Raw genomic sequence first — 14,218 nt, 5'->3', positions numbered from 1 at the left:
CTCTTTGGTTAATTTAATTTACGCGTTTAAATAATTTTGAATACGTGCTATGACTTCTTCCTTCCCAAGTATTTCAAGAATATCTATCAACTCTGGTCCCTCGTTCTTACCTGTTAAAATAAGCCTGAGTGTCATGTAAAAGTCTTTACCTTTTAGTTTTGCATTTTTCATCGCTGTTTTAAACGAAGCATATATGTTTTCCTTATTCCAAACTTCTACCTTTTGTAACTCTTCAAGTAGGGCTTTATACGTTTCAACAGCTTCTGGGGTTTTTTCTACGGAAACATTCGGTCTTTCGAAGAAGAAATCTGTTAACTCTGGCAGTTGGGAGAGTTCTTCGATTCTGTCTTTTACAGCTACAATAACTTTTTCTAAATAAGCCTCGTCAACGTCTCTGTTGATGAACATTTTCGCAAGTTTTACTAATTCTTTGGTATCCTTCATCCTGATATGCTCGGAGTTCATCCATCTCAATTTATCAGGATTGAAAATAGCTGGGTTTTTAACCAATCGTTCCAAGGAGAAACTGCTTATGAGTTCCTCTTTTGTAAGGATTTCCTTCCCCTCTGGATGCGACCAACCAAGAAGTGCTAGGAAATTGACCAAAGCTTCTGGTAAGTATCCTCTTGCTTTGAATTCTTCGACTGAAGTAGCACCATGGCGCTTGCTAAGTTTACTTCCGTCAGGTCCAAGAATCATCGACACATGACCAAACACAGGAACAGGCCAACCAAGTGCTTCATACAGCGCAACTTGTTTTACAGTGTTGGAAAGGTGGTCGTCCCCTCTTAGCACATGGGTTATTTTCATGAGACCATCATCAATAACACAAGCGTAGTTATACGTAGGCATGCCGTTACTTCTCAAAAGTGCGAAGTCACCAACACTGCCAGCTTTGAATACAACCTCACCTTTTACAACATCATTGATTACATAATCCTTCCGAGGCATAGAGAAGTAAATCGCAGGTCTCAACCCTTTTTCTTCGTACTCTCTTTTTCTTTCTGCAGTATTGTATGGTTCAAGCATCTCACGCGTGTAATGCGGTGCCTTGCCTTCAGCAAGTAGTTTCTCACGAAGTTGTTCAATTTCCTCCGGGTAGGCGTAAACCTCGTAAGCTTTCCCTTGCTTTATCAATTCTTGTGCATAGTAATGGTATAGCTCTGTCCGTTCGCTCTGCCTGTACGGACCGTACGGACCACCAATATCTGGTCCTTCGTCCCAATCTAACCCAAGCCACCTTAAAGCATTGATGAGTTGTTCTTCGAAAACTTTTTCGGACCTTTCAAGGTCTGTGTCCTCAATTCTTAAAATGAATTTTCCGTTTGTTTTCCTTGCAAAGAGATAGTTAAATAAAGCTGTTCTTGCACCACCAACATGCAGATAACCTGTTGGACTTGGGGCAAATCTTACTCTAACTTGACCGTTATTAGACATTCATATCCCTCCGAAGCTAATTTGGTTTTTTCATATATAAGCTATCTATACATAAATCGGGGGGCATGCCCCCCGAATTTTGAACTTTTGAAAAATACAAATGAAATCTAGCAAGTTAAAACTACGTGTTAGTGCGTCCTTATTTTCTCAACGTTCTTAGTCTTCAAGAGGTTCAAACATATCTTTACTTACTCCACAAACCGGGCATGTCCAGTCATCAGGAAGATTTTCGAAAGGTGTGCCTGGTTCAATTCCGGAATCTGGGTCTCCAACTTCTGGGTCATAAATGTAACCACAAACGGTACATCTGTACTTCATATTTCCACCTCCATCTAATTACTGGGTGTAAGTATTATACCACATGAAACGTAGAGTTTTCAACAGACATTTTGTAGAGTATTGTTAATGAATCGTTTAGATGCTAAAATAGTTGAGTGTAAAAGAAGAGTTGAAAGGGTAAATAAGTATGGAGGTGGCTCTACATGGTAGCAACAATCATAAACAACGGTGGAAGCATAAGAATCCCAAAGAATGTGGAAGTTGCATACTCTACTCCAGTTCTTCTGACACAAAATGACCGTAAAATACTTATCGACCCTGGCGATTACACTTCTTTCGGATTTTTGGAAGAATATTTTGAAAATCATAATATAAACTTGGAGGATGTGACAGATATTCTACTGACTCATTTACACTTAGACCATGCCTATGCAACAAGATTTTTCCCAAACGCTACTGTCTATATTCATGGTGCTTACAAAGCAAAACCATACAACAAATTCGGGTTATTCAAGAGTAAACTCTACCTTGAAATCATAAACTCTTGGAAAAATGTAGTGGAAATTGATGCTGGGATGAAACTATTCGATGGAAAAGTTGTAGTATTTCACACTCCTTGGCATGCAAAAGAGCACTGTTCGTTTGTCATAGATACAGAAAACATGGGCAAAATTCTGTATACTGGGGATATAGTTATGAATCGCGTAGAGTTTTATGATATAATAAGATGGTTGAGAAAAGATGATTGCGCAAGGTTCATTAATACCATTGGTCGGAAGTGTGATTACATAGTTTTTACGCATGACGAACATGTAAGGAGTGATGACTATTTCAGGAGGTGAGAAATATGAAAATTGCCATGGTGTCTTACGAAGTTTATCCATTTGCCAAAGTTGGTGGACTCGCAGACGTTGTTGGAGCATTACCAAAGTATCTAGAAAAGCAAGGAATGGCTGTAGATATTTTCATGCCATACCATAAAAAGGTTGATGAGAATTCTTCGAAGTTTGGTTATACCATTGAAAAAGTCTCAGAAGGCATTTCCATTCCACACTTACTCACTGAAGAAAAATTCGATATTTACAGAACAAGTCTACCTGGTAGTAAAAACGTGAATGTATTTTTGATTGCAAATCGATATTACTTTAGCGCAGATGAGGTTTATCAAGGCCCTGATTTGGCAGAACAAGCAATATTTTTCTCAGCTGCTGTGCTCGAAGCGATTAAAAAATTAGACTTTCGCTACGATATAATCCACGTTAATGACTGGCAGACTGCACTGATTCCTGTATACCTGAAATCAGTATATAAAAACGATGAAAAGCTATCAAAAATTGCCTCTGTTTTAACAATCCACAATTTAGGTTACCAGGGGATTTTCGAACCATCTTACATGAAATTCGCAGGATTGCCTGAGTATCTCTTTAGTATTGACGGTATAGAGTTCTATGGTAATATCAACTTCTTGAAAGGTGGTATTCTTTTTGCAGATGTAATAAACACAGTAAGTCCAACCTATGCTCGCGAAATTCAAACGAAAGAATACGGTGAGAAACTCGATGGTGTATTGCGTGTAAGGTCTGCGGACCTTTATGGTATTTTAAACGGTATCGACTACGAAGAGTATAATCCAGAGACAGATAAAAGGATATACGTTAACTACAACCTTGAAACTATCGAAAAGAAAAAAGAGAACAAGAGACTACTTCAACGCGAGCTCGGTTTACCAGCAAGAGACGTTCCTATGATTGGAATGATAAACAGACTTGTAGACCAAAAAGGACTCGACATCATGGCAGAGATAATGGATTATGTTTCGCTATTTGACATACAGTTCGTCCTTCTTGGTACCGGTGAGGAAAAATACGAGAACATGTTCAAAAAGCTAGGGGAAAGATACCCAGAGAAATATTCTATAAATCTAAAATTCGACGTGGTACTTGCTCAAAAAATTTACGCTGGTGCAGATATGTTCCTTATGCCATCAAAATACGAACCTTGTGGACTTGGACAGATGTATAGTCTCAGATACGGAACAATACCGATAGTAAGATACACCGGTGGCTTGGCAGATACAGTAAAAGAATACAATCCTGAAACAAAAGAAGGAAACGGTTTTGGATTTGAACCATATGACTCTGCATACCTGCTTAAAGCCATAGCCAAAGCACTGTATTATTACAATGAAAAAGAACATTGGAATGCCTTGATTAAGAACGCGATGACAACGGACCTGAGCTGGGACAATTCAGCGAAGGAATATGTAAAACTTTACCAGCGTGCGAAATCGAAAATCCAGTAAATAAAGAAATCAAAACAAACCTAGGGAGGAATCTCTATGCCTGAATACAGAAAGGACCCAGTTGTAAAAAGATGGGTTATCATTTCAACCGAGCGTGCAAAAAGACCTCACGACTTTCAGGTAACACCAGAAGAGGTAAAAACAGGTTTCTGTCCTTTTGATTATGGAAACGAACATACCACACCACCTGAAATCCTTGCGTTCCGTCCAGCTGATACGCAGCCCAACACTCCTGGATGGTGGGTTAGAGTCGTTCCCAACAAATTCCCGGCTGTAGATCCTGAATTACCAGTTGATAGATATGGACACGGGATGTACGATGCGATGACCGGATTTGGTTACCACGAGGTCATCATCGAAACTCCTGACCACAACTCCACTTTCGCACTTTTGGATTACAAACAAGCTGAGGAAGTCGTTTGGGCATACGTTACAAGGTTTAGAATGATTGCAAAAGATGAACGAGTCAAATATATACTCATTTTTAGAAACCACGGTAAGGAAGGAGGAGCTTCACTTGCGCATCCTCACAGCCAAATTATAGCCACTCCTGTTGTGCCAAAGACTGTTGAGGAGGAGCTAGATGGGGCAAAGAATTACTATTCTTACAAAGAACGCTGCGTGTTCTGTGATATGATAAATCAAGAAAGAATAGAAGGAAGGCGTATAGTAGAGGAGAACGAACATTTCATTGCTTTTGAACCTTACGCGGCAAGGTTTCCATTCGAAACATGGGTACTTCCAAAAAGACACTCACATGATTTTGGTTCAATCACTGAGGAAGAAGTTAAATCATTTGCAAGGATTATGAAAGATGTCTTGCACAGGATTTATTTGGTTTTGAACAATCCGCCGTACAACTTCCTAATCCATACTGCACCGGTCATGGATGAAGGTAAACTTTATTACCATTGGCATGTTGAAATTATCCCTCGTTTAACACGTGTCGCAGGCTTTGAGTGGGGTTCGGGATTTTATATCAACCCAGTGCCACCCGAAGATGCAGCAAAGTACTTGGTAGAAAATTACCAAGAGTTAATTGAGAAAACGAAATCGGAATAGCACGAATGCATAGAAGGAGGAAAAAAGATGAGCACAAATTTCAGTTTAAACCCGGATCAGAAAATTGCTGATTTAAAGGAACATGTAAAACACTTTATTGCAGTGTTGAGTGGAAAAGGTGGAGTTGGTAAAACAACGGTTGCCGTGAACTTAGCGACTGCTCTTGCCGAAAGTGGTTACAAAGTTGGACTTCTCGATGTTGACATCCATGGACCTGATATCGTCCGTATGCTTGGTGGTAATGCACTACCAGCTGTTGACGAAGACGAAAAAATAATTCCCGCAGAGGTACTGCCAAACTTGAAAGCACTTTCAATTTCCATGATGGTTGAGGAAGGTAAACCTATCATCTGGAGAGGACCTCTCAAACACTCTGCAATTAAACAATTTCTCGGCGATACTAAATGGGGGGAACTGGATTTCATGATATTTGACTTACCACCGGGAACCGGAGACGAAGCACTTAGTCTTTTCCAAACAATAGGTCAAACTGACGGTGTACTAATGGTGACAACTCCACAAAAGGTAGCACTCGACGATGTCCGAAGAGCAATAGAGTTCGTAAAAGCCATGAACCAAAAAGTTTTGGGCATTGTTGAAAATATGTCCTATATGAGATGCAAAGACGAAGTAGTTTACCCATTTGGAAGAGGCGGAGCAGATTTATTGGCGCAAGAATACGGTGTTCCTGTACTCGGAAGAATTCCTATGGACCCCAAGGCGCTTGAATTACTTGACGAAGGCAAACCGATAACACTTTATTACAGGGGAAGCGAAGTTGAAAAGGCGTTTAGAGAACTTGCTGAAAATGTTGCAAAAGCTGTTGAAAAATAATTTATTAATCGCAAGGCGGTAGAAAAATGAGAATAGAACCACCGTCAAATGACCCAAAGTTAAAGAACTCAGCTATAAAGGGAAAAAAAGCAGGTAAGAAAGAACATGTAAGCTCGAGTCAAAAGAGCTCTTTTCTTGGTGTTTTTGAAGAAGCAGAGAGTGAAGCTATTAGGAAGACCATAGAAGAAATGATAAGTGATGTTGTTGAAGCGGGAAATGATTTTGTAAGGTCACCAACTGCTGAAAACCTCAAAAAATACAAAGAAAAGATTAGAAATGTATTAAAGTATGTGGAAAAAAACCTCTATAAATTAGCTGGAAAATACGATTATGCACTGTCACAACCGAGGTTACATATAATTGCTGAACAAGTTGATGAAAGATTGGAGCAACTTACCAACTTACTTATGGAAGCTGAGAAAAACACGCTAAAGCTTGCTGAAAAGGTTGGAGAAATCAACGGGATACTTTTTGACCTCTACAAATAGAACCAGAAAGGAGAGGAATTAATGAAAGAATTCTTACTTGGAGTTGTGCAAGGACTAACAGAATTCTTCCCTGTTTCAAGTTCTGGGCATTTAAGCTTGTTTTCCAAACTTTTCGGATTATCGCCAAATCTTTCGCTGTTCGCCTTTCTCCACTTAGCAACGTTCTTAGTAGTTTTAATATTCCTTTGGAAAGATGTATGGAGCATCATCATAGGTTTAGTAAAACTTGATAAGTCAACGTGGGACCTGGCACTTAAAATCATAGTTGCATCTATACCTGCAGGAATTGTCGGTGTATTTTTTGAAAAGAAGATTGAAGAGATATTCTCCTCTCAAATGTTAATTGGTGTGTTTTTTTTGGTTACAGCAGTGGCACTCTGGTTATCTGACTTCTTTTCCGGAAAAAAGTCACTAAACGATATTTCTTATACTGATGCATTGATTATTGGTATCTTCCAAGCGATCTCGGTATTGCCTGGTATATCACGCAGTGGTTTTACTCTCATTGGAGCACTCTTGGTAGGTATGAATCGAACTGACGCTTTTAGATTTTCTTTTCTTCTGAGTTTACCAGTAACACTCGCAGCTGGAATCTTTGAACTTAAAGATGTTGTTTTCTCAACAGGTATATTTTCTGGATTTGGTGGAGCATTTGTCGCAGGATTGATTGCCTTGATTGTAGTAAGACAACTAACGGTATCGGCACATCTGAAATTTTTCTCGTTGTATCTTATCATACCTGCGTTGCTGAGCTTTGTTTTGAAATAAAAACGCGAATAACAAAAGTATTAATCCCCAGGATATACCTAAAGAAAATCCTGGGGATTTTTCTTTGAAGGAGTAAAACATCAAATATTCAGTTCAGTTTATGCATGTGTTTTATAACCAGAGTCTGTGGTATAATCATCTTTGAACAGTCTCTGTTTTGGACAACCATAACAAACAAAGGGGGAGACTACCGTGTTGTCTAAGGTTGCCTTAAAATTGAGGATTTTGCTCGTGTGTTTATTCATTTTAAATGCGTTATCCTTCGGCGCAGAATTTTACTTCAGTACAAAAGATGGAATGGGTATAACGGGGTCTTTAGAATCAATAATTTATTTCCTAGGTTTTCCATATAGTGAAATTGGATTTAAATTGCCCTTGGATGAGAACCGAACGATTTTTCTTTCCACGGTTGGTGGTTACGACTTTGGAAAATCTACATATTTCTTGAGGTTGAGCTCTGACTTTCAGGTAGAGAACATAGCTGTTTCGATACCTTTCGAACTAACTACGAAAATAGTTGACACAAATGAACCAACTGAAACAGGAAGGTTCAACGTAGGTCTCTCGGCGTCTGTAAATTTTGAAAATATGAATCTCAGTGTATCAGCTTACTATTCGGCTTTTTATCTTTTCTACGACCCGGCATTCAATGTGAACATTCCAACTGTTTATACTGACGACATCTTTCGTTCATTACTGAATGTTAAAATGTCGTATATTCAACCTACTTTTTCTATTTCAGTGGGTTATTTTGCTTCCCTGCGATGGTTGTCTTATAGGTCATCGTTTATTACAGGTGAGAATTCACCATACGTAGAAGCAAGAATTAAGGTCCGATTTTGAAACCAAAAAAACATAGAAACACTTAAAAAATTTTTTCAACCTGGGGGTTTTGGACTTTGACAAATGTAGAGGAAAAACTCAATAAGGTTATCGGAAATTTGATAAAACAAAATGCATTCTATGGCTATATTCTGATGGGTTCAAAATACAAAGAAGGTAACGTAAAGAACTTAACAATGACAGTTACTCGGAATGGTGATTTGTTGTTCATTTACAATCCCGTAAGTATTGCATCAAAGAGTGAAGTGATGGTCGAAGGATTAATTCTACACGAGCTTATGCACTTTATCAACAGACATTATCTTATAAAACCTAAAGATAAACGTGATAAGGCAGTCTGGGACCTTGCAAAAGACGTTGCAATAAACCAATTCATACCTCAACTCGATGCGCTTAGCGTACCTCTCAACGTTCTTATTGAAGAAGGTCACGGGACAGATAACGACATAATTTTCGCAGGTCCTCCCGTGAATATGCTAAACAAAACAGCGGAAGAATATCACAATTACATAATAGAAGAATTTTTGAAACGTGGGAATTTCGATATCGAAGCAATTGCAGAGAATCTACCAAACAACCATGAATTTACAAGTGACGTACCCATAGAAATGGTGGTCGAACTGATGGAGCAAAAGGTAGGAAAAGCGTTCAATCTATTTGGTGGTGAGTTACCATCAGGAATGAAACAAAATATTGAGCTTTCCATCCGAAAACCATTGATTAATTGGGAGGTAGCCATTAGAAGATTTGTAGGACTTTCCCAGAAAGGAGACAAATATTCAACACCATTGAGACCTAACAGACGATATGATGACCAGCCTGGTTGGAGATACATTTACGTTCCAAAGTTGTGTATTATTATAGACACCAGTGGTAGTATTCTCGAAGAAGAGATAAATTCCTTCATGAGTGAACTGGATGCAATTGCAAGACAAGAGGTTTCGTTAAAGGTAATTCAAGTTGACAAATCTGTCACATTTGTCGGTGATTACAAGCCCGGAGGGTGGAAGGATTTCGAAATTTACGGTGGGGGAGAAACTGACCTCCAACCTGCTGTGGATATGGCTGAAAATCAGTTCCGAAGCGAAGGTATAATAATTTTCACAGATGGATATGTTGACCTTCCAAAGGTTAGTAGAAGGGTTTTATTTGTATTAAGCAAAAAGCACAACCCAGATTTTTACATCGATGCAAAGCGAATTTACGGAAGTGTCTACATTATTGATTAGAAACTGACTCTAGAAATGGAAAAATAGAGTAATAGGAGGAAAATAAATGGAAGAACTTCGGAAGAATTTACATAATGATACGGACAGTAAAAGTACAAATGAAGAAGAGAAGCTTGAGTACTTAGAATTTCTAAAGAAAAAAATAGAGTACCACTTGGTGTTGGAAAAGTACAAAAACCTGTGTTACTCTTCGTTAGGCAAAGAGTACCTGGATTCTCTGCACCCATACAATGTTGATGCTCAGCAAGAATTGTCATATGTTGCGGAACTTTGCGACTTCGTACGTGCAAATGGTTATCCACCAGCCGATGCTTTTATTGATGTGAGGCATATTTTACAAAAAGTCGCAGATGGGTTATTAGTAGATGGCGAGGAATTCCTTCTACTGCTCAGATTCCTTTTAGGTGTTAAATCGTTAAGGGAAATGTTTAAAAACCAAAGATTACTGGTTTTGCAAAATTCTGTTGTGAATCTTGTGCTAAAAATTGGAAATTACGACGAAATTATAGAGAGAATTAAGCAGGTTATCGATGAAAACGGAAAAATTAAGGATAGTGCCTCTTTACTTTTAAAGAACATCAGAAATGAGTATGCTGAAACATTGCGAGAAATACGTAAACGCGTTGAACGCTTCATCTCCCAGCATCAACACTTACTCCAAGAGGCTACTTATACAATAAAGAATGACAGGTACGTCCTTCCGATAAAAGCCAACGAACGTGGAAAATTGAAAGGTATTGTTCATGGGAGCTCTTCTTCTGGTTCGACTTTGTATTTTGAACCAGAGGAACTTATACCACTGAACGACAAGTTGAGGATATTAACTGAGGAAGAAGCTAAAGAAGTGGCAAGAATTCTAAGAGAACTGACATCAAAAGTCTTCGACAGATTACAATCACTTTTAGGCGACATCGAGGTTCTAAAAAGACTGGATGGCTTATTCGCAAAAGCCCGATACGTCATCGAAAAGGGTGCCCAAATAATTATTCCTGGTGGGAACTACTTGAAACTTTCAAAAGCAAAGCACCCATTGATACCTGAGGATAAAGTTGTACCTATCGACATTGAACTCCCGACAGATAAGCTTGGGATAGTGATAACTGGACCAAACACGGGCGGAAAAACTGTATCCCTTAAGACGATAGCCTTATCAATAATCTTAGCACGAAGCGGTTTCCCTGTGTTGGCAGGTGAAAGCTCTAGGATTCCAAATTACGATGTGTACGTTGATATCGGAGATAGTCAAAACATTTTAGAAAACCTGAGCACGTTCTCTGGTCACATCGTAAATATCGTAAGAGCCCTGAAATTGGCTGATGAAAACTCAATTGTGCTCATCGACGAACTTGGTTCTGGCACAGACCCATACGAGGGAAGTGCTATTGCACTTGGCATAATCGAAGAACTTATCGCAAGACGTATAAAATTCATCGTTACAACGCACCTAACACCAGTTAAACTCTACTCAATGAGCCACGATAAATTAATCACAGCCTCCATGGAATTTGACCCAGAGACGTTATCGCCCAAATACAGAATCCTAATGAATATCCCGGGTGCATCACATGCATTTGAAATTGCACAAAAATATGGTTTGGATGAATCCATTTTGCAAAGGGCAAAGGAACATTTAGATGAGGAACATGTTAGAATAGATGAGTTGATAAAAAGCTTGAATAGGCATATTAGTGAACTTGAGGAAAGAAAACGAGAATTAGAAAACACTCTCCGTGAATATCAAAGGCAAAAACGTGAATTTGAAGAGAAGTACAAACTCCTGAAAATTAAAAAAATGGAAGAATTTGATAAAGAACTCAGAGAAGTTTATAAAGACATTCAAAAAGCAAAGAGAGACCTGCAAATTACCTTGCAAAGTAAGAATACAGAAAGTGAACAACTTATTAAGAAGAGACTCAAAGAAATCGAAGGTGAAGTTAAGCACATTGAGGAAGTTCAAGAAAAATTGGAAAAAGTGTTTTACGAAACTGCACTCTCAGATGAAGAAAAAAACATCGGAGTCGGTGATTACGTTAAACTCATCGATGGCACTGCTGTTGGTAAGGTTATCGATATAAAAGGTTCTAAGGTTATCGTAGATTTCAATGGAATAAAGTTGGAAGTAAAACCAGAAAAACTAAAGAGAGTTGCAACAAAGAATATTGTAACTTCAGCAAGTTCTCAAACGAAACCAGAAATAACAAACGAAAAAAGAATAGCAACAAAAGTTTACTCTTCCCCTCTAATGAAAAACGAAATTGACGTTCGTGGTATGACAGTCGAAGAAGCTATTGAAAAACTAGATGAATTTATAGATCAGCTTCTCATGTCCGATTTTACCACTGGATACATAATACACGGAAAAGGCACTGGTAAACTTGCAACAGGTATATGGAATTATCTGCGTCATGACAAACGCATCAAGAATTACCGATTTGGTAGACCAGATGAAGGTGGAGTTGGTGTAACTGTCATAGAGATATAGTTTAAGATGATTAGACAGTTTAGACAGTAACCGGGGGTGAAATCCTTGATATTTGCGCTAGATATTGGGACCAGGAAAATCGCAGGTTTACTTGTCGACATGGATGAAAGTGGTAAAATGATTGTTCACGACGTGGTAGTCAGAGAGCATGAGCATAGAGCTATGCTCGACGGTCAAATCCACGATGTTGAAAAGGTTGCAAGGGCTGTAAGTATTGTAAAAAGCGAATTAGAAAGCAGAAATAACGTTAAACTGGAAAAAGTAGCGGTTGCACTTGCAGGTAGATTTCTTAAAACATATTTTGGAGAAGCGTCGGCAGACGTGAGTGAAACTGAAGAAATAAATTCAGACATCGTAACAAAGCTTGAGCTTGAAGCGGTTGCAAATACCATGGACAACGTGGAACCTAACATGTACTGTGTGGGTTACTCTGTTGTGAGATACGAATTGGATGGAATGTGGTTCAAAAAAATAGAAGGATTAAAAGGTGGAAGAGCAAGTGTCAAGGTAGTTGCTACATTTTTGCCAAGTCACGTAGTTGAAGCTATGCTGTCGGTATTAAGAAAAGTCGATCTTACGATAACTCATCTGACACTCGAGCCTATTGCTGCTGTAAACATAACCGTTCCTGAAGATCTGAGAATACTTAACATTGCATTGGTTGATGTAGGTGCAGGAACCAGCGATATTGCTATATCAAAAGATGGAACAATCATCGCGTATGGTATGGTTCCTCTGGCAGGTGACGAAATTACAGAGGCAATAACTAAGAATTTTCTACTCGACTTTTCAACAGCAGAATTTGTAAAACGCAACCTCGAAACAAATGAAGTACTAAGAGTTAAAAATATCCTGGACAAAGAAAAAGAAATAAGGAGAGAAGACGTAATAAAAGCTATAGAACCCATTGTAGATTATATGACGGAGCAGATTGCAGACGAGATAATAGAGCTCAATGGTGGAAAACCTCAGGTAGTTATGATTGTCGGTGGGGGCGCTAAAGTACCAATCTTTGCAAGTTATTTGGCTAAACACCTTGACATGGATGAAGAGTTTGTTTCCCTAAAAATGGCAAAGAACTTGGATTTCATTGATAAGACTGGGCAAATCGTCGGAAGTGAATTTATAACCCCTTTGGGTATCGGGTACACGGCTTTGACGAAGACAGGTAGCGTATTCGAACATGTGACTGTAAACGGCGAAAGGGTTCAGCTCATCGGATTTAGGGGAACATACACCGTCTGGGAAGTATTGGCACAAATGGGTAAGGACATCCACTCGTTGCTTGGAAAACCTGGAAGGTCAGTTGTTATAGAGATAAATGGTGACCCGGTAGTTATAAAAGGTAAAATGCCAGTTCCAGCAAGCGTTAAAATCAACGGTGTTGAAGCCACACTGCGTGATACCGTTAAACACGGAGATGTCATAGAAGTTGGTGAAGCTATTGATGGAGAAGACGCTAAACCAATGTTGTATGACTTAATAAAACCCATATACCTGCGTTCAATTGAAACGGATAAGGTTATAGAATACTACCCAAAGGTAAAACTGAACGGGAAAGAGGTCTTTCAAAATACCGAACTACGCGATGGTGATACAATAACGTATGAAAGAGTCACCGTTGGAGAGATAAGGGAATTTTTGAATCAGGATTTGATAAGGATAGAGTACTCGGTAAATGGAGTTTACAAAGAAGCTTACGCTGGAGAAGTAAAAATTTTCAAAGACGAATTAGAGCTGAGAGATGAGAACACAGTCGAACCGGGAGAAGAATTAAAATACGCACTTGTTTTAAACTATCCAAAAGTTCGTGACCTTCCAGAGATGGAAAAGATAAGTATCCTTATAAAAGTCAACGGTCAACCAACGGTCCTAACGAAAGACGGTGTTTTAGTGTGGGTTAACGACCAGCTCGTTACTCCAGACTATGAAATTAAAGATGGGGACAAAATAAAAACACAAATACCTGAAGAACAAAACTTCATTGTCGCAGATGTTCTAAGATTATTTGACTTTGACCCAAGAAAGGTCAAAAGATATACCTTACTCAAAAACGGAGAAAAAGTTGGATTTACAGATATTTTGAATAGTGGCGATGAAATAACTTTTGAATACGAAACTATAGAATCTTCGGAAAGTGAGAACCAAATCTTCTGAAACATAGAGCGATGTTAAAATATGTTGAAATATTGCGATAGTTAAATTCCGATAGCGCGAGCTTTCCATTGCGTGTTTTATCTTTGGAAAGCTCGCGCAATCTTATTAATAGTATTTTTATAAGTATAGTATTTTTTGACAAGTGAGTTCGTGCATGCGCAGGTTTCTACTTCAAATCTCAATATTTTTTTAACAAGCAGCTAGCAACCTTCAGCTACAGTTAGTAAAAAAATTTGTTTTTGTTGGCACATAGGATGTTTTACGATTGGCTTTTTGGTCATCTAAGACATGATTTTGTGCTTGTAAGAATGAGGAATTTTGAAAGGATGTTTTCAAA

At 38.6% G+C, this 14,218-nt stretch carries 12 protein-coding genes; 10 read left to right on the top strand and 2 right to left on the bottom strand.

Going from position 1 to position 14,218, the window contains the following annotated elements:
- Window positions 1-18: 18 nt before the first annotated feature.
- Together gltX and rd are read right to left on the bottom strand one after the other, a co-directional pair.
- Window positions 19-1,437 carry a glutamate--tRNA ligase gene (gene gltX, locus FERPE_RS02300; RefSeq protein ID WP_014451071.1) on the bottom strand — a complete coding sequence of 473 codons (1,419 nt, stop codon included), beginning with the start codon at window positions 1,435-1,437 and terminating at the stop codon, window positions 19-21.
- Window positions 1,438-1,593: 156 nt separating this feature from the next.
- Complete coding sequence (gene rd, locus FERPE_RS02295) at window positions 1,594-1,755, bottom strand: rubredoxin (RefSeq protein ID WP_014451070.1); 162 nt, start codon at window positions 1,753-1,755, stop codon at window positions 1,594-1,596.
- 164 nt (window positions 1,756-1,919) lie between these two features.
- Between rd and FERPE_RS02290 the strand changes: the two genes are divergently transcribed.
- From FERPE_RS02290 to FERPE_RS02245, 10 genes are all read left to right on the top strand, one after another.
- Complete coding sequence (locus FERPE_RS02290; protein WP_014451069.1) at window positions 1,920-2,558, top strand: MBL fold metallo-hydrolase; 639 nt, start codon at window positions 1,920-1,922, stop codon at window positions 2,556-2,558.
- 5 nt (window positions 2,559-2,563) lie between these two features.
- On the top strand, window positions 2,564-4,018 hold the full coding sequence (locus tag FERPE_RS02285; RefSeq protein WP_014451068.1) for a glycogen synthase: 1,455 nt from the start codon (window positions 2,564-2,566) through the stop codon (window positions 4,016-4,018).
- Between the two features lie 36 nt (window positions 4,019-4,054).
- Complete coding sequence (galT, locus tag FERPE_RS02280; protein WP_014451067.1) at window positions 4,055-5,080, top strand: galactose-1-phosphate uridylyltransferase; 1,026 nt, start codon at window positions 4,055-4,057, stop codon at window positions 5,078-5,080.
- A gap of 27 nt (window positions 5,081-5,107) precedes the next feature.
- Window positions 5,108-5,914: an Mrp/NBP35 family ATP-binding protein gene (locus FERPE_RS02275; protein WP_014451066.1), complete on the top strand. Its 807-nt coding sequence runs from the start codon at window positions 5,108-5,110 to the stop codon at window positions 5,912-5,914.
- A 26-nt stretch (window positions 5,915-5,940) separates the two neighbouring features.
- Window positions 5,941-6,402 carry a YaaR family protein gene (locus FERPE_RS02270; protein WP_014451065.1) on the top strand — a complete coding sequence of 154 codons (462 nt, stop codon included), beginning with the start codon at window positions 5,941-5,943 and terminating at the stop codon, window positions 6,400-6,402.
- Between the two features lie 21 nt (window positions 6,403-6,423).
- Window positions 6,424-7,170, top strand: coding sequence for an undecaprenyl-diphosphate phosphatase (locus tag FERPE_RS02265; protein WP_014451064.1), 747 nt, complete (start codon window positions 6,424-6,426; stop codon window positions 7,168-7,170).
- Window positions 7,171-7,362: 192 nt separating this feature from the next.
- On the top strand, window positions 7,363-8,013 hold the full coding sequence (locus FERPE_RS10200) for a hypothetical protein (RefSeq protein ID WP_014451063.1): 651 nt from the start codon (window positions 7,363-7,365) through the stop codon (window positions 8,011-8,013).
- A 56-nt stretch (window positions 8,014-8,069) separates the two neighbouring features.
- Entirely contained in the window at window positions 8,070-9,242 is a 1,173-nt protein-coding gene (locus tag FERPE_RS02255) for a vWA domain-containing protein (protein ID WP_014451062.1), read from the top strand.
- Window positions 9,243-9,288: 46 nt separating this feature from the next.
- Complete coding sequence (locus FERPE_RS02250; protein WP_014451061.1) at window positions 9,289-11,724, top strand: endonuclease MutS2; 2,436 nt, start codon at window positions 9,289-9,291, stop codon at window positions 11,722-11,724.
- Between the two features lie 45 nt (window positions 11,725-11,769).
- Window positions 11,770-13,881, top strand: a complete 2,112-nt coding sequence (locus FERPE_RS02245; RefSeq protein WP_014451060.1) for a cell division protein FtsA — start codon at window positions 11,770-11,772, stop codon at window positions 13,879-13,881.
- Window positions 13,882-14,218: the final 337 nt, after the last annotated feature.

It is taken from the genome of Fervidobacterium pennivorans DSM 9078, from assembly GCF_000235405.2.
Lineage (GTDB): Bacteria > Thermotogota > Thermotogae > Thermotogales > Fervidobacteriaceae > Fervidobacterium > Fervidobacterium pennivorans.
This window is presented reverse-complemented; position numbering and strand designations above follow the sequence as displayed.

What these genes read in the sequence shown, in the direction of transcription:
- gltX (WP_014451071.1), bottom strand. Translation starts at nt 1,437, where the DNA reads ATGTCTAATAACGGTCAAGTTAGAGTAAGATTTGCCCCAAGTCCAACA.
- rd (WP_014451070.1), bottom strand. Translation starts at nt 1,755, where the DNA reads ATGAAGTACAGATGTACCGTTTGTGGTTACATTTATGACCCAGAAGTT.
- FERPE_RS02290 (WP_014451069.1), top strand. Translation starts at nt 1,920, where the DNA reads ATGGTAGCAACAATCATAAACAACGGTGGAAGCATAAGAATCCCAAAG.
- FERPE_RS02285 (WP_014451068.1), top strand. Translation starts at nt 2,564, where the DNA reads ATGAAAATTGCCATGGTGTCTTACGAAGTTTATCCATTTGCCAAAGTT.
- galT (WP_014451067.1), top strand. Translation starts at nt 4,055, where the DNA reads ATGCCTGAATACAGAAAGGACCCAGTTGTAAAAAGATGGGTTATCATT.
- FERPE_RS02275 (WP_014451066.1), top strand. Translation starts at nt 5,108, where the DNA reads ATGAGCACAAATTTCAGTTTAAACCCGGATCAGAAAATTGCTGATTTA.
- FERPE_RS02270 (WP_014451065.1), top strand. Translation starts at nt 5,941, where the DNA reads ATGAGAATAGAACCACCGTCAAATGACCCAAAGTTAAAGAACTCAGCT.
- FERPE_RS02265 (WP_014451064.1), top strand. Translation starts at nt 6,424, where the DNA reads ATGAAAGAATTCTTACTTGGAGTTGTGCAAGGACTAACAGAATTCTTC.
- FERPE_RS02250 (WP_014451061.1), top strand. Translation starts at nt 9,289, where the DNA reads ATGGAAGAACTTCGGAAGAATTTACATAATGATACGGACAGTAAAAGT.